The organism is Bradyrhizobium lablabi (assembly GCF_001440475.1).
GTDB lineage: Bacteria > Pseudomonadota > Alphaproteobacteria > Rhizobiales > Xanthobacteraceae > Bradyrhizobium > Bradyrhizobium lablabi.
The window spans coordinates 2,185-20,788 of sequence record NZ_LLYB01000119.1; the positions used below are offsets into that span (position 1 = coordinate 2,185).

The window sequence follows — 18,604 nt, forward strand, 5'->3', positions numbered from 1 at the left end:
AGTAGTCTTCGTCGGCGCAAATGCACCGTCCCGACGTATCTTTCGCCTTAGGATCGTGAAGATGCGAGGCGAGTGGACGAAGTAGGTTAATCCGTGTGCTTGTGGTCCGCAGGTTCAGAAGCCCGGAAGCGTGCTTCACGAGATCGGCCGCCAACATTATGCCAGCGAGAGCCGACTGAAACGACATCGGCACAACGGCTCTCACCGGCTGCGCTCCGTCCGTCAGGCGCATGACAATCCCTCCGCAGATTGCCCGCTGGTGAAAGGATCGGACGGACTGGCCGACAAACTCTTTAAGGGCTTCGGACGGAATGTTGAACGCTTTGGCGACACGTTCGACGAAACCTACATCCACCGGCCTGTTCGTCTGAAGGAGATCCCGGATCTCCTGTTGGGCCTCCGGCATCTTCAGCTCCTCAGCAATCTTCTCGTCTTCGTCCTTTATCTTCCCGTGAGGCAAGTAAAGGCAGGCCAGACATGCCCGGCCGTCATCAAAGCCATGGCGCGACACTCCGAGATCAAGCTCTTGTGTCCAGGCGTTTACGATCCATTTCGGCAACGCCCCCTGCACGGCAATGCGGTCCGGAGCGTTGTCCAATGCGACAGCTACTCTTTCGAACATCCAATCGTTCCGGTCGCTCACATAGACGCCCCATTTGGCACAATGCGCCGACGCTTCCAGCGCGGTGTCCGCGAGCGCGGCCCGCGCCAGATCCACTTTTGGTGAACCAACATCACATTGGCCGGCCAACACGTAGCGCTGTAGATTCGAAAGATCGACCTCCTCATCGTCCACCAGACGGAGCGATCCCTTAAGGCTCGCCGTGCGAGCCAAAGCCCAAATGGCACCATTGCCGATCGCGCCGAGCCCGACGAGGTGAGTCTCGCCGATATCCGTTCCTTCCAAACCAGGACCGGAGTCAGGGGTACCCTGGGCGTAGGTCAGCATTGACAGGTCGATAAGTTCGTCGGCGTCGCCCTGCTCCAGCTGGTCGGCAAATACCGTCCGAAAGACGTTGGCTGCCGCGAAGCATGACGCAGCTCCCGCGCCAAACGGATTCTTCGAGTTGCCGGAGCCAACCAGACCGCGGCTCGAAAGTTTGGCTCTCCATCCGTCCGAGCCGATGAAGAAGGTCGGACACTTAATGCGCGACGGACTGCTTCCAACGACCACGGAAACCTTGACGGCCTTCCTGGTTTTGGCGAGCTCGATTTCAGGATTTATAGAATTCGCCAGGAACTCCAGGACTGGAACATGATCCTTCGCCTTTGCATCAAGCGGCTGCAGCGCGATCGTCGGATAAAGACGCGACAACAGCCTGATGATCATATCCAGGCTGGCTCTGCCTTCCCGCGACTGCACGGCTGCGCCGTCGAAAGACACTCCGATCACTTGCGCGGCAAGCCTGTCCTCGAACGCCGACGCCTTGAAATTGGTCAGCACCCGCGACGCTGCCGACGCCGCGCGGTCCATGAAGTTGGCCATGGCCATCGGTCAATCCTTGATTAAAATCATCCGCGTAACCTGGCCCCCCGACAAGGGGCGCCACACTCCAGCCCCGTCAAGCCGGTACGATGCGACGTTCCTGAGATCGAAGGGCAATCGCGCGAAGTCCGGCACGACCAAAGACAAGCACCCCACCGTCGTGGCGATCGCGTACTCGTCGTCCGTGCTGGAATGATAGGCTCGGCCGGGATGACTGTGTATCTGGGCAATGAGCGCAAGCTTCTCCCGGTACAGCCATACATTTATGCGATGCAGCTCTTCAGGTCCTATTACGACGCACACCCCATCGGCAGTACGTATGTGGCGCTGGGCAGGAATGAGCGTCCTATGTACCTGAAAATGGTGCCCCGTCTGACGGCCTACCCAAAGGCCGAGACCTTCATGCCCTTCACGACCCACCTTCCGCAAATGGGCATGGAGTTCGTCTACGCAGCCAGGCGGTACCGAGAGGACCGTAACGTCCGCAATCTGATTCATTCCGGTACGGCCAGTAATGAGGGCAGCACGTTCACCGCCGGGATCTGGACCTGCACCTGGTAATGCTCGATCGGCTTTACCCCGTGGTGCCAGATCTTTTCGAGGATAAAAGCCAACGATCCTTCGCCAGAGCTTCGATGCAGCAGCCATGAATCACCCGTGTGAGCGGGATTGTTGTGGTATTCGAGAATGCCGGGAAGACAAATAAATGGCCGATCATCAGGGCTGTTGTACTGAATCATGTTTGTCATTTGCACCCCTCCCTGCTGGGCCAGCGCCAGAATGGTCTCGGGAGTTGCGCCGGGGATTGCCGCACGGCGAAGCATTTGCAGCTGGAGCAATTTGGCGGGTATCGGTTCGCGCATGAAAGGGTCCACGAACCTGACGGAGGGCGGCCGCAGATCGTAATTCGTAAAATTCAGCACGATGGCAGCGACGATCGGAGGCGGTCTCGGCTTAGTCGCCGCGAAAGCCACAAAGATCTCCGGAAACTCTGCGTCAAGCAGGATCCAGCCCCTCTTGCGATAGGCCGATTCCATGCTCCGATAGTTGGCAAGCTCCCGCTCGAACTTTACGCGCGAGACCTCGGGATCGACAGTTTGGAGATCAGCCACCGGCCACGCCAGCCTTGAGGCTCAGGAACAGCGTCACTTGCTTGCCAAATCCAAACTCGCCTAGCTTCTTGTCCGGATCCAACAGCTCGCCCGCTTCGTTCTTGATCTCCCAATTTTCGGGCGGCTGAGCCAGGTTATTGGTCTCCTCCAGCGCCTTTTGGCGGGCCACATGCAGCGGCTGCTGCTCTATGGCCTTAATGACGACAGGCTGACCGTTCACGACCATCGTGATTTCGACGAAATCCGCGCCGTGATCACTTCCCGGCTTCTTCTCATTCTTCATTTTTGGTCCTGTTGTGTGTGGGCGGCGCTTGGAATCGATGCTGTCGATTGTATGCAGGGGACGACGTGTTAAAAAAAGCGAGCATGCCACAAGATGCATTCGGAAAGTCTTCATTTTGGCGCGGGGTTATGCAGTTTTCAGGCGTTAGCGCTCTTTCGTCCACATCTCCGACCCGTTGCGGCTTGAGCCGCGCAGACCGGCGGGCTCGCCAGTGAGCAGCATCCGGAACACGTCGCCACACTGGCGCATGCGGCTCAAGCTGGACAACCGATGTCTCGTGCCCTTCAACGGCTTTGCCGGATATGCCCGCGAACCGAACCCGAGACGAAGAAGAAGGATGTCGTCTGGTTCGCGCTAAAACGAGGATCGGCCGCTCTGTGCCTGCGCTGGCATCGGGACCGAGTTCAGCGGCGACCGCGGCACCATATCCAAGCCGGTCCCAATGGCAGAAGGAAGACCCCAAAATTCTCAAAGCCGTTAACGATGTAAATAAGGACAAGCGCAATCCACATAAGGGCTCGGGAACCGGAACCCCATAAGCATGATTTTGAAGGGTGATGGTTGCGGCGCATTACCGGAGAGCATCGACTGGTTTACCGCCCCAAGGGGCGAGACCCAGCAACTCGACACTCGCTCAACGTCGATACCACTGCTGAGCTGCTGATTCGCAATCCCGCCTTCCGAATCCTATTCGGAGGCGTGCTCAAGCCGGAGTACGTTCCCTGCCCCCGCCCCGAGGGTCCGCTGATGAAATGCTTGGCTATGACATAAAGCGACATGTACATCTGCCCAGGCTGGGCCGCGATGTTGTCTGAACATGCCTCCCGCAAATCCCAGTGCTCGATTCTGCGCCTTGACTGGCTCAGGCTGCGAGGTCCAGCTGCTGCTCAAGACGAGTTGCTCCTGGCTGGCACGCCCAGAACCTACGCAACGTCGCAAAGTTGATCCCGCTGCCTACGCTGCAGTGCTGCGGTTCACCTAAGCACACCAGGACTCAGGGCGACCATTGCTCTGTACCCTTCACAAAGCGCTGGTTCGTCGACTTGACGTGTCGTTCTCGTTAATCAATCGCCTTTTGGTCGAACTCGGCCTGCTCCAGCGCAGGCAGAACCTGATCTAATCGCCGCATCACCGAGTGCAGCGAGTCGCTAAAACAGCTCCGTTCTGCTCCAGCTGCAAGCACTGTTCGCGCATCGAGGGTGCCCGCGGGGCTGCGCTGGCGCCAAACTGCGGCCCCCCGGAGAAGTTATCGTTGGCGATACCGGGTCCGAAGATCCCGAGAGCTGAGACGACGAACCGCCGTCTCGTTGTCCTGGCGGGACGATCAGTTGGTGCTCATCAAAAGATACACTCGGGTGCCAGCCATTTGTGTGGGACGCCGGTCGTCAGACCGCCATCGATGACGATCTCGGAACCGGTAAGATAACTGGACTCGTCGCTGAGCAGGAACAAGACTGCCTGCGACACTTCCTGCGGCTGGCCTGCCCGTCCCAGTGGAATGGGGAAAATGGAGGGATCGAAGCTCACGGTCATCGGCGTGGTGATGAAGCCGGGATGGATCGAGTTGACGCGGACGCCCGAGGCCGCGGCCTCCAGAGCAGCAGACTTGGTTATGCCTCGCACGCCGAACTTGGAAGCGACATAGGCATGAAGCCCGGCAGTGCCCCGGAGCCCCTCGACGGACGAGACATTAACGATCGAACCTCCGCCTACGCGTCGGATTGCCGGCAGAGCCGCCTGCATTCCAAGGAACGCTCCGGTCAAATTGACTGCAATAATCTTGTTCCACTGATCAAGCGGGAACTGCTCGATCGGGGCCATGCTGGCGATGCCAGCATTGTTAACCAGCCCATGCAGCGCGCCGAAGCTGCTCTCGGCGGTCGCAACCGCCCTAGCCCACTCCTCCGGCTGGGTGACGTCCTGAGGTACATAGATGGCGGAAGCGCCCAGTTCAGCCGCGAGAGCCTCTCCTTCTGTATGAAGAATATCAGTGATTACTACCTTGGCGCCTTCAGCTACAAGAAGGCGCGCATGAGCTGCACCCATCCCACGAGCTCCGCCGGTCACCAGAATGACCTTTTCGTTCACACGTCCCATGACATGTTCCTTGCTTCGCTCCGTTGATCAGTGGCTGTGCAGCGGGGCGATCGCTCGAACCCATCTTTCTCGCTTAGCCCGGACAACCTTGACGATCTCGCCGCCCGAAACCAGGCGCGCCGTGTCATGCCAGAAGAACTCCTGATGGTACTCCATCAGTTCGTCCTTCGCCGACTTGGCCCGGACGCCTGCTAGGGAAATGGGGGTCAGCAATTCGTAGGTGCAAGTGATCTTCCTCGAACATGCGCCTCGCGCGCATGACCTAGCCGTCCTTCATGGGCATCGTTGCTGTCACCAAACTGCTCCCTCTTCTCAAAGGAACGACATTCTCGCCCGATTTCCGCGCCTCGTTGATGAGATTGGCTGCTGCCGCCTACCGGCGCCGGCTCCCACCAAACCGGCGTTCGCGGAGCCGCCTGCCGCGTTTGGATCAGGCGTTGACGAGCGAGAGCAACGCACATGAGGTTCTCCGGCGTGCAGCGGCGGGAAGATCCAGATCTTCTAATCGGTGCGCCAATGATGGCGCGCAGAAAAGCTAGGAGAATCGGATTGCGAGGCAAAGGTCCCGCGACCGTTCCGTGCGCCGGGCACATCACCAGCTACTGCCAACGATACTGTCTCTCTGCACAAGAAGGGCGGCGCCGAGACATGGATCGGCAGTGAGATCGTCTCAATAAAGGGGGATCACATTACGCCTGCCGTGCAGCTCTCATCCGAACTTGAACAACACACCGTATCCGCCACGCGGATAGCTCCATTCGATGTCGCCGGTGGGCTCGCCGATGACGCGGCAGGTGCCGCACTCGATGCAGCCGTCGACGGTGACCTCGACTTGCCCCTTATCGTTGAGCTCATAGCAGCGCGCCGGGCAGACCTTTAAAAGCGCAAGCAACTGCGGGGATGGCTTCGTGTGTGCGCGCACTTTGACGTGAGGACGACCGACGTCGACAAGATAGCGGTTATAGAACAGCTTGTCCTCGACGCGCACTGGTGTTTCGACATTCATATTTCAGCTTCCTTGACTTCGATTTGGGCTGGTTAGCGCCATGCACGGGCGAGGCGGAATGCATCGCCAAATAGACCGGTCCAGGACCGCGCGTTGACAAAAGATTTCATTGTCACCTTCTCTTTCTCAGCCTTCGGCGTACCGTCGACGCGTACATAGTTCTGCATCGCCTTCGAGACGAGCTGCGGATAGGNTAAGAAAGAAGTTTTGCGAGTTGGTATGCATCAGCATCGGCATATCCTTGTGNCTTCTTCAGATCCTTAATCACGAAAGAGTCATCCAGCATCTTCTTGTAGACTGACAGATTTGCCGCGGTCATGGGTTGGCAGCGCGATTTCACCTGGACAATCGCTTCCGCCGCGATCCGGCCCGAAGTCATCGCGAGGTTAGAGCCCTCGCGATGAATGGCATTGTTGAGCTGCGCCGCATCGCCCACCACCACCCAGCCATCGCCATAGAGCTGCGGGATCGCCTTGTAGCCGCCTTCAGGAATGAGGTGGGCGGAATATTCCTTGACCTCCGAGCCCTCGATCAGGGGCGCCACGGATGGGTGACGCTTGAAACAGTCGAGCAGCCCATATGGCGTCTCTCCGGTGCGCTGAAAGTCGGCGACGATACAGCCGATGCCGATCGAGATGCACTCTTTATTGGCATAGATGAAGCCCATTCCGGTCATGCCAAGGGAAATGGTGCCGGCCGCTTCGACAACGACGCCTTCGTCGCCCTTGAGATTGAAGTGGGCCTCGATGGTCTCACGCGGCAAAAAGTGCATTTCCTTAACCGCGAGTGCTACCTTGTCGGGCTTGGGCCGCTCGCGCAGGTGCGCACGCGTACCGAGAAGGCCGTTCACGCCTTCGGCCAGCACCACGACATCTGCTTGGATTTCGCCGTCGGAGCGATCCGTATGAACACCGATGACTTTCCCATTGGCGTCCCGCGCGAGCTCAGTGACGGTGGTCTCGCACAGCACGGTCGCGCCGGCCTCGCGCACTTTCGAGGAGAACCATTTATCGAACTGCGCGCGGATGATCGTATACCGGTTCGGCCGCTCCTCGTTGAAGTCTTCGGAGCGGTAGTGCACACCGAAATGGGAGCGATCGTCCATTATCCAGAACCGTTGCTCGACGAGATGACGTTCGAGCGGCGCGTCATCGCGGAAGTCCGGGATGAGCTTTTCGAGCATGTCGGCATAGAGGATTGCGCCTTGAACATTCTTCGATCCGGCATATTCACCGCGCTCGAGCTGCAGCACCTTCATGCCGCGTTTAGCCATCGTTAGCGCCGCCGCGTTGCCCGACATGCCGGCGCCGACCACGATTGCATCGAACTTCTCCTCGATCACAACAACCTCCTTAGCTCGCGATACGGTCGCGCGAATGCGGTGAAAGCCGTGCACGAAATGCGGCCGTCAGCGCCGGTAACAAGTGCATAGCGTCGTTGACGACGCCGATATGGGCAAAGTCAAAGATTGGCGCGTTCTTATCGGTATTGATGGCGACGATCAGATCGGCGCCCTCCACGCCGACCCGATGCTGGATCGCGCCAGAAATGCCCGCGGCTATATAGAGCTTTGGCCGGATGGTCTTGCCCGTCTGGCCGATCTGCCGGTCGGAGGTGACCCAGCCCTTTTGTACCAGCGGACGCGAACAGCCATATTCGGCGCCGAGGACGGTGGCGAGCTGTCGTACCAGCTGGAAACTCTCCGGCGAGCCCAACCCCAGCCCGCCGGCGACGACGACGTCGGCATACGCGAGATTGGATTTGGCCGAATCACGGTCCGGCAGAAAGGATAGCACTTTGGTGACGATGTCTTCTTCGAGCAGGCGGAGCGGATGGACGACAATGCGGGCGGCATCGCGCGCGACACGCTCTGGCATCGGCATCACGCGCGGGCGGACGGTTGCCATCTGCGGCCGGTAATTCAACGTGTAGATCGTGCAAAGCAGCGATCCGCCAAAGGTCGGACGCGTGGCGGCAAGCGAACCATCCGCGTCAACGTCGAGCTCAGTGCAGTCCGCAGTGAGACCCGTAAGTAGTGTAGTGGCTACCGATCCTGCAAGATCGCGACCCAGCGTGGTGGCGCCCAACAGGAGGATCTCTGGCTTGTAGGTGTTGACGAGATCGGTCAGCGCCTTCGTGTAGGACTCGTTTCGATACTCCGACAGCACATGCTCGCTCACAAGATAGGCTAGGTCGGCCCCGTAGCAGAAGGATTCGAGCGCAGCATTGCGCGTGCTTGCGGCCTCCGGGCCGATGACGACCGCGGCGAGATCAACCTTCAGCTTGTCGGCAAGCCTGCGGCCTGCGCCCATGAGTTCCCAGGAGACGGGATGCACCTGGCCGCGCTCCTGCTCGACGAAGACCCAGACGTGCTTGTAGGCCTTAAAGTGCTCGGGCAATTCTTTTTTGATTCCTGCGCGGCCGGCCGCGGCAGGCGTGGGAGCTTTGGTGACGTTGCTCATAGCTTTGAATTCCCCTCAGAACCTGCGCGCCTGCGCCACAAGATCGGTCTCTAGGTTGGGTTGGCCCTTCAAGATAGCTTTCATCAGCACCTCCATCGGCTGCTTGGGGGGCTTCCACCAGCCCCGCCTTCTCGGCACGTGGCGCCGGCGCAAAGGCCCGCTTGACGACCCGCGAGCCGAGCGCGACGCATTTCGACACTCCTCGACGTCGGCCTCCTGCGCGCTCCATTTTACAATCGGCCCCAGCGCCGCCCGCAGGTCGGCGGTCATCACGGACGGCAAATCTGGCTCGTTGCCTGCGCCATGGTTGACCAGCGGATTTGTGCGCAATATCTGCACGCCGGGTTCGGCGCGGCGCTCCGCGTCGACCGTGGTGAGCGCGGTGATCTCGCTGCCGAACTTGTCACGCAATTGGAGCGCGGCCTCGAGCGCGAACAAGTATCGGTTGATGATGCTCGGCCGCCATGACGCACCATGGTGTTGGTCACGGGATTGACGCGGATCTGCGCGGAATCGGGAACCTGCTTGGTGCAAACGATACTGTGCATGCCTTCTCCAGAGTAGCGTGGAACGCGAGTTACCATTGGCGGCCGTCTCCGGGTCAATCCCAGCCTCAATGGCGGCGTCAGAGGCAACTGCGAACGGCATTACGCTAGCGTGAGCCATAAGATGATCCCGGCGCGGCGGCGAGCAGTAACGGCACAACATTTTTGGTTTTTCTCCAAATCTCATCTCCGACGGCAACAAAACTGTGTAGTCGGCGCCAATGACGGACTTGGCCGGAGAACAGCAAGTGTCGTACCAGTTGGGGACATCAAAAATCAGCCGTCCATTCAACAACTTAAGAAAGTTGACAAAGACTGGGCGTTAGCATCGCCGATCCTACAATTCCGACATAAGTCGCGAATGCGACAGCGCCGCTTCGCTTCATTGCTGTACAGAGTTGATCTGGATGAAGAGGAATATGGCACAACGCGCTGCACCGACATGGCTTGGGGGCAGATCTGAACCATGTGTGAGGCTATTTCAGCGAGCTCAACGGCACGAATGCCGCCGGTTTCTTGGGCTCCGCGACCGCATCCTTCAAGACCTTGAACACCCGCTGGTCGATCGGCGAGGACGCCACGAAGTCGGCATAAGCCTGCTCCAGCACCGCCTTGCACCGCGCCCTGACCTCGGCCTCCGCGCTATCTTCGAATACTTCCTTGGCGAGATATTGTCCCATGCGCTTTAAGATATGCAGGCGCGCGACATTGACAATCTTCGGGTCGTAATCGACGTCAAGCAGCGCAAAAACGTCTTCGGCCGAGGAGGCCTTGTTAAGTCGATCCAGGATGCCGACTGCCGCCTGCGTGTTGCTCATCGCGTTATCTCCATTGGGTTAGATCGCCGGCCTGTGGTCGGGACCCGACGCCGGCTGGTCATCTCCTTGCGACGCTGCTTCGCGCAGGCGGCGCTGCATATGGCCTCCAGGCCTATGTCGTCGTGGGTCAGCGAGGGCTTCCGTGGCACGCCGGCGGTTTCGAAGTGATCGGCTGTAATAATGCCGGACTATGGCCGCCTCACGCACCATTGATCAACAAGCGCTCGCAGACGTCGCGCCAGATCGCCACCACCGTCTCGCACGCGACCGGTCGCTTGTGCTCGATGGCATGTTTCCGCACCCGCAACAGGATCTGTCTTGCCTCCTCGGCGCTGGCGGCGAGCTGCAATTCGTCAAGCAACGTGGTGATCGACGACAGCCCGGAATGCTTGCCGATCACAATACGGTTGGAGCGACCAAGCAAATGGGGGTCGAGCGACTGATACGTGCGTTGATCTTTCATTAAGCCATGGACATGAATGCCGGATTCGTGGGTGAACACATGCTCACCCACGATCGCCTTGTTCAGAGGAATCGTGCGTGCAGCCGCGGCTGCCACAACGGCCGCGACGTTCTGCAGCTCCGGCAGCACGATGCCGGTGTCGCGCCCGTAGAGCTGTTTGAGAGCGACCGCGACTTCTTCCAGCGGTGCATTGCCCGCCCGCTCGCCGAGACCGATGACAGTCACCGAGGCATGGCTCGCGCCGCCCTTGATGGCGGCGAGCGTATTGGCGGTCGCGAGCCCGAGATCGTCATGGCCGTGAAATTCGAGCTCAAGATCGGTGGTCGAACGCAAACGAGCGATCAGCGCAAAGGTGGAGCCGGGATCAAGCACGCTGAGCGTATCGGCAATGCGAAAGCGCCGTGCGCCCGCGGCTTTTGCGGTGGCGATCAGCGTGGTGAGAAAATCGACATCTGCGCGGGAGGAGTCCTCGCCGCCGACGGCAACCTCAACCCCCCGCTCGCGGGCATAACTTACCACCCGTCTCACTTGCTCCAGCGCCAGCTCGCGATCACCGCCAAGCTTGGCGGCAATCTGCACGTCAGAGGCCGGGATGGAGACATTGACCATCGACACCTTGGCCTCGATTGCCGCATCGACGTCGACTTCACGCATCCGGCACCAGCCAATGCTGGTGATCGGAAGACCGGTCTCGACCACGGCTCGGATAGCCGCGATTTCCTCACTGCCCATGGCAGGCGTGCCTACTTCGATCTCGGTGACACCGGCGCGCGCCAGCGCCTGCGCGATCGTCACCTTTTCGTCGGTGGTGAAGGCAACACCAGGAGCCTGTTCGCCATCGCGCAGCGTCGTGTCGTTGAGTACGATCGGACCTCCCCATGACGTCCTGGACCATGATGGTTTGGCAGAGGCGACGGCGATCATGGAAGGCTCCTTGTTCCTGGCAAAGCAAGACTTGAGCAACCCGCATGCCACGCCGGCGCCCGGCCCCAAGCTATTGGACTAGCAAGCAGTTTTCGGCACATTAGGATTGTCGCAAACGCGACAGCATCGCAAACTCAAGGCGTCGGCTTACCTCACCACGCGCTGGATGGTATCAACTCCGCTTGCGGCGCAGATGGATGATCAGACCGCCGCAGGAGACTTCGTGGCCTGGCAGCGGCTCCGGCACCTTCACAAGCAGGAGATCCGCATTGGGGACATCGAGCAGCGTATCCTCGCCATGTAGATAATAATGCGGATGCGGTGTGGTGATGGTGTCGTATAATGCTCGCGAACGATCAAGGCAGAACCGGCGCAAGAGGCCGGCTTGCGTGAACTGGTTCAAAGTGTTGTAGACGGTAGACCACGGGACCGGAAAGCCGGTCTCGCGCGCCTCGGCAAATAGCATCTCTGCGCTGACATGCCGGGCGCCCCTGGCAAACAATAGCTCGTTTAGCATCAGGCGCTGCCGCGTCGGTCGTAGCCCGGCCTTGAGTAACACATTCTTCCAGCCGCCAACGGCGGGAGATTGCCCGCTGAGTTGGACGGAGGCCGGTTCTACCTGCACCTCGTCGAGGCTCGCACGATCCCCGGCGTTGCTGGTCGGAAGTCTGGCCAACGGCCGATTCATCTGATGTCGCTCACATCGGCCAGGTGCCGGCGGCGACCGGGACAGCCGCCTGCAGCAGAACGTCCCGCCGACGCTCGGCCATCCGGCTCTCGCCGCTTTCATCGCCAAAGCAAAGATTGAAGTCGTTGCATTGCGTGCACACTGGTGTCGTACACATGACAAGGCCGTCGTCCTCGCACAGTGTGCGATAGAAGAAGCGCTTCCAGCGCATATTATTGGTATTGCGCGCGGCCAGTGGTGCGAAATGGCGGCCTAGGAGCCTGGATAGTTCGCCACGACCGCGCAATCCGAGGTCTTCCCACAAGTGATTTGGCTCGATTGCGCGACGCGCGATCATCGCAGCTAGCCAGTTGCCGATGTCCCCTTCGGTCGAGCGTTGTGCGAGCAGGAGATCACGCAACATTGCCGCCTCGTCGATCTCATTGCGCTTGACACCCAAGGGCAACTCCTCGCGGTTTATCCGGATCGACGGGAAGTATTGCTCCAGCACCGCGGCCAGCTCATGGCTGGACAGACCGACCTTCTCTGAAACCAGACCACCATCCATCGTGGCGGCCGCCAGAATGGACGCCAGCACGTGACGATCGAAATTGCTGTCACTGGCTATATCGGCATCTGCGGGGTCCGCCCCAGTGAGCAGGCGGTATGTCGCAATTCCCCTATGCTGCTCATCGTTCGCTTCAGTCGCTCTGGCGGCCCTAAGCGGAAAGAACTGGGCTTCAAACATGAATTGCCGACCTTTTCACAGTGATCAAGTATGTCGTGATGCTGGTCACGACATCTTTCGCCGGAGCGCCGACCTCCTAATCAGCGTTGGGAAGGCCGGCCTCTCTCGGTCTGGCCTATTACTCGGCTGCGAGTTCGGCTGCGGTCTTGCCGACGATGGCCTCGTCAACGGGCTTCATGATGCCGTGTTCCATCAGCATGTCCTCGAGCTCATCCATGGAGATCGGGGTCGGGATGATGCCCTTGCCGCCATTGTTGTGGATCTTGGTTGCGAGATTGCGATAGTGATCGGCCTGCTGGGATTCCGGCGCATATTCCAGCACGGTCATGCGGCGCAGCTCCGCATGCTGCACGACGTTGTCGCGCGGCACGAAATAGATCAGCTGGGTGCCGAGCTTCTTGGCCAGCGCCTCCGCCAGTTCCAGTTCCTTGTCGGTCTGCCGCTCGTTGCAGATGAGGCCGCCGAGTCGCACACCGCCAGAGTTGGCATATTTCAGAATGCCTTTGGAGATGTTGTTGGCCGCATACATTGCCATCATCTCGCCGGACATAACGATGTAGATCTCCTGCGCCTTGTTCTCGCGGATCGGCATCGCGAAACCGCCGCAGACGACGTCGCCGAGCACATCGTAGGAGACGTAGTCGATGTTCTCATAGGCGCCGTTCTCTTCCAGGAAGTTGATCGAGGTGATGACGCCGCGGCCGGCGCAGCCGACGCCCGGCTCTGGACCGCCCGACTCTACGCAGCGGATGTCCTGATAGCCGATCTTCATCACGTCCTCGATTTCCAGGTCCTCGACGCTGCCGGCATTCGCCGCCAGGCTCAAAATCGTGTCCTGCGCCTTGGCGTGCAGGATCAGGCGAGTCGAGTCCGCCTTGGGATCGCAGCCAACGATCAGGATCTTGTGACCCATCTCGGCCAGCGCCGCCAGCGTGTTTTGCGAGGTGGTCGACTTGCCGATGCCGCCCTTACCGTAGAACGCGATTTGTCTCAGTGAAGCCATGTTGCTCTCCATCAACCAATTTGCCAAAGATTGCGCGCTGGCTCGCGCGCGAGCTTGTTTCTCTCTCAGAAACGAGGCACACGGGTTCAAGGGAAGGAGAGCAGCGCTCGTCTCGCGCGTCTGCGTGCACTCAGCCCTTATTCAGTGTTGCTGCATCCTGATAGCAACCGCCGTGCCAACCCTGTCCACGCCCTTTAAGCTTCTGATTACACTTTGAAAAATTCGCGAGCCGGTGGATGAAACCAGGTGTTTTGAACGTGACAGGATTCGTGCCGCTGTCAGAAGCCGGACAAGGATCGCCAGCATCAAACGGGAAAACGCCGGCTTGGCGGGCCATTTCAATGCATTCATGCACGGAACGGAAATCTCTAATGCTCTTGCAAGCCGGTCTGTCGGAGCGGATTTTCAGGAGAGCAACATTGCAGATCGGTGTCGGACAGCCGAAAGAAGTCGACCAGCGACGGGTGATCGTGGTCGACGATGACGAGATCACCCGCGCGGCCTTGCAATTCATGCTGCATGAGGAGATCGAGACGCACCGAGCTTGCAACGCCGGAAGAGGCCTTTGCCATGGGCGTCGATTGGCTAAAACCGCATCTGGTGTTGCTCGACGCCTTTTTTTAAGCAAGAGGGGCGGCGCTGATCGGCGAACTGGCGCCCCATTTCCCGACGATCGGATCCTGATCATCTCCGACAGATCCGACCAGATACGGGCCTTCGTCGAACACCACAATCACGTCCGCTTTCATGAGAGCATCGATAACCTCACTCCTGCCGATGGTTACTTCGGCAGGGCTGAGGCCGATCCTCGCCAAGCGAAAACGTGTCAAGCACAACAGCATCATAAAGCGCCGTTCGCAGCATCAATTGCAAGCAACTCTAACCCCTGATGAGCCAAAGCCTCCCTTCTCGAAAAGCCTGATCAGTCTGAAATTATCTGACGACGGACAGAGGGAACGCAGCATTGCATTAGCGCGGCGATCAGCAGCGCGGCGCGCCGTCGGGAGCAATGGCGTAAATGATCGCGCCGCGTGAAGGCGGCGGGATCACTCTCGATCGCACGCGCGGCTTGCATCGCGGCGAGCACGGGGCCGCCTCTCGATGCCGGTATTGACCGCACGCTAGGAACATTGAACTGATCTGCCTTGCCGATCGCCTCGACCGGGCAGGCATGCCGAGAACTGTGGCCAGCCCGCATGGCGTCGCTCAAGGGCGCGGCGCAATCGTTTGCCAGCAAGCCAAATGTTCACGTGACGCCGGTCGGCGCGCGAAAGCCGACTGAGTGGAATGCCTTGCCGGCGCTTGTTCCATGCAGATTGCCTCCACGCTGCTCCGGCCAGCGCCGGATGTACCGCAGTCGTCGCCTTCGCCTCCGCAGCGCGCGGGGACAGGCAATCGCCCAGGTCGCGTTTGGCCGCTGTCGGGTAAGTGTGCGCTCACATTAGCTCACGCCGTGATCTCATCGCGTTGCTCTGCTGTTGCAGAAGACTTCCTCGTTCCTCGAAGATACTGAAGATATTCCAAATGGCCAGGCAATGTGCGGACTAACTCACTCGTGCGATCCCGCACTTCTTGAAATGCCTCGAGGGCAGCGCTTACATTACTGGAGTGGCGCAGAGCAGGCAGGCTATCGACGGGCCGATAGTTCAACCCAAGCAGCATCACAGAATAGGAGTAGAACTCGAAGCCGTGATAGCACGGGTTGATACTCCTTTCGTTCGGAAGCCGCTTTTTCCAAAGCTGAAGGCGTTGCTCCACGGAGGGAGGGACAGAGATCTCCTTTGTCGCCTGCCAAAACGGCGTGTCGGCCCTGTCAGACGAGCGATAGTGAAGGACAAGAAAGTCGCGCACGCCGTCAATGCAATCGGCCATGATTCTATTATAGTCAGCCGCTACATCCGGGTCCGTCGTGGGACCCGAATAATGACGCAGGAGCTCCTCAATACCAAGCTGAATGAAGAAGATCCCAGTTGACTCTAGTGGCTCCACGAAACCGGAGGACAAACCGATTGCGACGCAGTTCTTGACCCAAGCATTACGGCAACGCCCGATTCGCATTTGAATATGATTCGCGATGCAGTCCTTTGCGCGCGGACCTATATGTGCGCGAAGCTCAGATTCAGCTTCCTTGGAAGACATGAACTGACTGCAGTAGACGTAGCCGGTTCCGACCCGGTTATAGAGAGGAATGTTCCAGACCCAACCGGATGGCAGAGCGGTTGCTGAGGTAAAGGGCTCGATATCTGATCTGTCGTTTGGGTAGGGCACCTGCAGCGCTACCGCGCGATCATTCAGCAAAACTTCTTGAAACGAAACGAACGGTTCCTTGAGCGCCTGGTTAATGAGGATACCGCGAAAGCCGCTACAATCTACGTACAGCGATCCTTTCACTGTCCCATTTCTGCGCGTTCTAAGACAATCAATCGAACCATCGGTCGAGAGAAGCACGTCTTCGACATCGTCTTCGATGCACCGAACGCCAAGCGCGGTCGCATATTTCTTGAGAAAGCTCGCGAGCAGACTGGCTTCAAAATGATACCCATAAGGATACTGCAAACGGTGATCCGATAGGAAGGCATTTGGGGGCGTCTTGTCTGCAGAATTAANACCTGCCTTTGACCTTGTGATCGAAGACTTCGCCGTTCATGTACCTTGGGGANTCTGTTGTTGTCGCATAGAGCGGAGGTACTAAAGCATACGGAATCGAATGCCGTCTCATTAGGCTTTAGGTGCAACCACCATTCACCAAGATTGTTTCCGTCTACCACCTCATAGCGTTGGAACGGATGATAGAAATGCCCGCCGACAGCAGTCCAATTGGTGAACTTGATCGCGAGCTTATAGGTCGCATTACATTCTGGCATCCATTCCGCTTCATCAATGCCGAGATAATCAAAAAACAATCTCATAGTGCTGAAGCTGGCTTCACCAACCCCAATGGTGCCAACATTAGCAGACTCGATAAGCGTGATATCGACGCCCTTCAATGCCTTTTTGAGATAGGCCGCAGTCATCCATCCTGCCGACCCGCCCCCTAGGATGACGATGGACTCACCAGTCATGATTTCCATTTTCGTTTCTCTATCGTTAGTTGTTCGAGAGTTGTGCAATGGGCGGACAGTTCTACGTCCGCTCAAGCGAGAAAAGCATCTCCTGGCATGCTTGCGCTAGGGTGTGGATCGGGATTTCACCGCCTGGGAGATGAAAGCTACTCGCGTTAAAGGCGACAACTCAAACCAGCGCGTGAAGGCGCAGATCGCGTTCATAACAGGTCAGTATAGGAAGTTCGTAAACCTCCAATCCTTGTTGTAACCGTTGCCCGCAATCGCGTCACAGCTCGCTCAGCGGTTCTCACCGGAGCGGCCCGAGCAACCTCCTTAACTGCCTCAGAGCTTCGATCCGGGTCCATTCGAGGCAGAACGGGCTCGCACCAAGCACAACATCTACCATTGCTAAAGTAGAGCATTGAGAGCGCCGAGACGGCGGCGACAACGTGAGGCTAAGAGCTGAGACATTCGTAGTCGTTGGAAAGCTTTGCAAGTCGAGGACCATTCCCGCCTATTGAGATCGTACAACGTAACGCTACGTGCGATTCAACCCCCTCCGTCGCTCGTCGCATGAATGTGTCCAACTGTCGGTTTCCACACCAGGGGACAACTCGAGCCGAGTGCTTAGGATATCTCAAGAAGATTGCGTACTGGTGACAATGCCGCTCGACAAACTGGTCGAGCATGCCAGTTATCGTCAAGCCCTCCGGCATCCCGCTCCAAAAGAGAACTATCCCGCGCCATGGAACCTTCGCTACAGCAATTCGCCTTTGCGGCCTCGCCGGGTGCGACGAAGTTGGCTTGGTGCCATCGCTGGCCTATCTTCGTCTGCGCGACACGCATCGTTTACTTCTTTCCTTTTGCTGGCATCATCAACTTAATCGACCGCTAAGCCGAAGAAGGCACTTCTCAGAGGTTCGAGATTCGGCGATAGCGCTGTCATGGAGGTCTCGAGCCAAATCGCAAAGGCTCCTCACGCGAAGCACGACGGAAGTCGGCAGTAATGGCTCCGGGATGGGGGATGTGAAAAGGTTCGCGACCTGATCGTGAACTGACAGAAACGATTTGAAACGCTTCATGATCCGCTCGCGTCGCCGCGTCGGCTGATGAGAAGTCTCTGCCCCATTGGTCAGAGCTTTATGCCGGCGAAGTTCGCTTGAGGGCCCATCTTAGCCGTGGCTGCACCGTACGAATGGAGCCTATCCGTGATCATCATGCGCGGCGGCTCGCCGGCGGATTTCAAGAGCTTCCTCATGAGCCGCTGCGCAGCACGCGAGTCTCTTCGGCGCTGGATCAAGACGTCGAAAACGCAGCCATTCTGGTCGAGAGCGCGCCAGAGCCAATGTTGTTCGCCCGCAATCGAGATAACGACTTCGTCCGATGCCATTTGTCACCGCGAGCGGGAACGCGCTTGCGGATCCGATCCAAGAACGCCGAATTCCCTTCCCCACTGGCGGACGGTTTCATAGGTCACGCCAATGCCGCGCGCCGCCAGCATTTCTCGCCTATGCGCGGGCTTGATGGAATCCGAAATACGACCAACCGGCATATCTGATCCCGTCCTGTGGGAAGCGATGGCCGCGACAAAGAGCATCCCGGACGGTCGGCATGCCGGTCGTCTACCCCCTCGGCCGCTTCCATTCGTGACGGTGCCCGTCACGCGTCAAATGTACGGTCTCGGGCAAATCGATCTGCTTCAAGCTCGACTGATCGGCTCAGGATGAAAGGTGCTGCATCAAAACTGCGACAGAGCCAAATTGAACGCCGATTGACACATTGGCACAGATCAGGTCGATTGTCTGAATGCCGTGGCCCTCGAACGTAACTACAAACGCCCGACAGGTTTTCATCGGGCGGATCTACCAGTTTCAAGACTTGAGCCCCCCGTAATTCGTCGTCCGTGAAGAGCGGCTAAGCGATTGAGCTAGAATCGCATTTGTCGT

At 58.6% G+C, this 18,604-nt stretch carries 15 protein-coding genes and 8 pseudogenes; 3 read left to right on the top strand and 20 right to left on the bottom strand.

Going from position 1 to position 18,604, the window contains the following annotated elements; translation table 11 throughout:
* Positions 1-1,492: E2 ligase fold family C protein (locus tag CQ14_RS33260; RefSeq protein ID WP_057862002.1), on the bottom strand; the 1,492-nt coding region annotated here is incomplete at its 3' end.
* On the opposite strand from CQ14_RS33260, the gene CQ14_RS47200 reads away from it, so the two are divergent.
* Positions 1,485-1,682: a hypothetical protein gene (locus CQ14_RS47200; protein ID WP_245320724.1), complete on the top strand. Its 198-nt coding sequence runs from the start codon at positions 1,485-1,487 to the stop codon at positions 1,680-1,682. The two genes, CQ14_RS33260 and CQ14_RS47200, sit on opposite strands and share 8 nt — an antisense overlap.
* Before the next feature lie 14 nt (positions 1,683-1,696).
* On the opposite strand, the pseudogene CQ14_RS47205 reads toward CQ14_RS47200, so the two are convergent.
* The 3 genes and pseudogenes from CQ14_RS47205 to CQ14_RS33275 all read right to left on the bottom strand — a co-directional run.
* Positions 1,697-1,984 (bottom strand): annotated as a pseudogene (locus CQ14_RS47205) (Mov34/MPN/PAD-1 family protein); the annotation flags it as partial.
* Complete coding sequence (locus CQ14_RS33270) at positions 1,981-2,598, bottom strand: putative metal-binding protein (protein ID WP_057862004.1); 618 nt, start codon at positions 2,596-2,598, stop codon at positions 1,981-1,983. The pseudogene CQ14_RS47205 and the gene CQ14_RS33270, both read right to left, overlap by 4 nt.
* Positions 2,591-2,881, bottom strand: a complete 291-nt coding sequence (locus CQ14_RS33275) for a DUF2604 domain-containing protein (protein WP_057862005.1) — start codon at positions 2,879-2,881, stop codon at positions 2,591-2,593. The genes CQ14_RS33270 and CQ14_RS33275 overlap by 8 nt, the downstream gene beginning before the upstream one ends.
* A 187-nt stretch (positions 2,882-3,068) precedes the next feature.
* Here CQ14_RS33275 and CQ14_RS47210 point away from each other — a divergent pair.
* Positions 3,069-3,323, top strand: a pseudogene (locus CQ14_RS47210) (SOS response-associated peptidase); the annotation flags it as partial.
* A gap of 896 nt (positions 3,324-4,219) precedes the next feature.
* Here the strand turns inward: CQ14_RS47210 and CQ14_RS33280 are convergent.
* The 12 genes and pseudogenes from CQ14_RS33280 to CQ14_RS44990 form a co-directional block, all read right to left on the bottom strand.
* The gene (locus CQ14_RS33280) at positions 4,220-4,978 is read right to left on the bottom strand and encodes a glucose 1-dehydrogenase (protein WP_057862006.1); all 759 of its coding nucleotides are present in this window, start codon (positions 4,976-4,978) and stop codon (positions 4,220-4,222) included.
* A gap of 709 nt (positions 4,979-5,687) precedes the next feature.
* On the bottom strand, positions 5,688-5,984 hold the full coding sequence (locus tag CQ14_RS33290; RefSeq protein ID WP_057862008.1) for a ferredoxin family protein: 297 nt from the start codon (positions 5,982-5,984) through the stop codon (positions 5,688-5,690).
* 32 nt (positions 5,985-6,016) lie between these two features.
* Positions 6,017-6,177 (bottom strand): annotated as a pseudogene (locus tag CQ14_RS47215) (FAD-dependent oxidoreductase); the annotation flags it as partial.
* A 54-nt stretch (positions 6,178-6,231) separates the two neighbouring features.
* A pseudogene (locus CQ14_RS33295) lies at positions 6,232-7,326 on the bottom strand (FAD-dependent oxidoreductase); the annotation flags it as partial.
* A 10-nt stretch (positions 7,327-7,336) separates the two neighbouring features.
* The gene (locus tag CQ14_RS33300; RefSeq protein WP_057862009.1) at positions 7,337-8,446 is read right to left on the bottom strand and encodes an electron transfer flavoprotein subunit alpha/FixB family protein; all 1,110 of its coding nucleotides are present in this window, start codon (positions 8,444-8,446) and stop codon (positions 7,337-7,339) included.
* Positions 8,447-8,818: 372 nt separating this feature from the next.
* A pseudogene (locus CQ14_RS48450) lies at positions 8,819-8,994 on the bottom strand (nitrogen fixation protein FixA); the annotation flags it as partial.
* 473 nt (positions 8,995-9,467) lie between these two features.
* Positions 9,468-9,809, bottom strand: coding sequence for a nitrogenase stabilizing/protective protein NifW (gene nifW, locus CQ14_RS33310; protein ID WP_057862011.1), 342 nt, complete (start codon positions 9,807-9,809; stop codon positions 9,468-9,470).
* Between the two features lie 199 nt (positions 9,810-10,008).
* Positions 10,009-11,196 (bottom strand): homocitrate synthase, encoded by a 1,188-nt coding sequence (nifV, locus tag CQ14_RS33315; protein ID WP_057862012.1) that lies wholly within the window; start codon positions 11,194-11,196, stop codon positions 10,009-10,011.
* A gap of 172 nt (positions 11,197-11,368) precedes the next feature.
* Positions 11,369-11,884, bottom strand: a complete 516-nt coding sequence (locus CQ14_RS33320) for a Fur family transcriptional regulator (RefSeq protein WP_057862013.1) — start codon at positions 11,882-11,884, stop codon at positions 11,369-11,371.
* Positions 11,885-11,894: 10 nt separating this feature from the next.
* The gene (locus CQ14_RS33325; RefSeq protein WP_082650148.1) at positions 11,895-12,611 is read right to left on the bottom strand and encodes a nitrogen fixation protein NifQ; all 717 of its coding nucleotides are present in this window, start codon (positions 12,609-12,611) and stop codon (positions 11,895-11,897) included.
* 118 nt (positions 12,612-12,729) lie between these two features.
* Positions 12,730-13,614, bottom strand: a complete 885-nt coding sequence (gene nifH, locus CQ14_RS33330; RefSeq protein WP_057862018.1) for a nitrogenase iron protein — start codon at positions 13,612-13,614, stop codon at positions 12,730-12,732.
* 130 nt (positions 13,615-13,744) lie between these two features.
* On the bottom strand, positions 13,745-13,951 hold the full coding sequence (locus CQ14_RS44990; protein WP_141688450.1) for a hypothetical protein: 207 nt from the start codon (positions 13,949-13,951) through the stop codon (positions 13,745-13,747).
* A 34-nt stretch (positions 13,952-13,985) separates the two neighbouring features.
* Here CQ14_RS44990 and CQ14_RS48455 point away from each other — a divergent pair, with 34 nt between their 5' ends.
* Positions 13,986-14,504, top strand: a complete 519-nt coding sequence (locus tag CQ14_RS48455) for a hypothetical protein (protein ID WP_199805680.1) — start codon at positions 13,986-13,988, stop codon at positions 14,502-14,504.
* 556 nt (positions 14,505-15,060) lie between these two features.
* Here the strand turns inward: CQ14_RS48455 and CQ14_RS48460 are convergent.
* The 4 genes and pseudogenes from CQ14_RS48460 to CQ14_RS33350 all read right to left on the bottom strand — a co-directional run bounded on the left by CQ14_RS48460 (position 15,061) and on the right by CQ14_RS33350 (position 18,271).
* A complete protein-coding gene (locus tag CQ14_RS48460) occupies positions 15,061-16,170 on the bottom strand; it encodes a tryptophan halogenase family protein (RefSeq protein WP_199805681.1) in 1,110 nt (369 codons plus the stop codon).
* A 51-nt stretch (positions 16,171-16,221) separates the two neighbouring features.
* Positions 16,222-16,273 (bottom strand): annotated as a pseudogene (locus CQ14_RS48465) (hypothetical protein); the annotation flags it as partial.
* A 1-nt stretch (position 16,274) separates the two neighbouring features.
* Positions 16,275-16,685, bottom strand: a pseudogene (locus CQ14_RS48470) (tryptophan 7-halogenase); the annotation flags it as partial.
* An 853-nt stretch (positions 16,686-17,538) separates the two neighbouring features.
* Positions 17,539-18,271 (bottom strand): annotated as a pseudogene (locus CQ14_RS33350) (IS6 family transposase).
* Between the last annotated feature and the right edge of the window lie 333 nt (positions 18,272-18,604).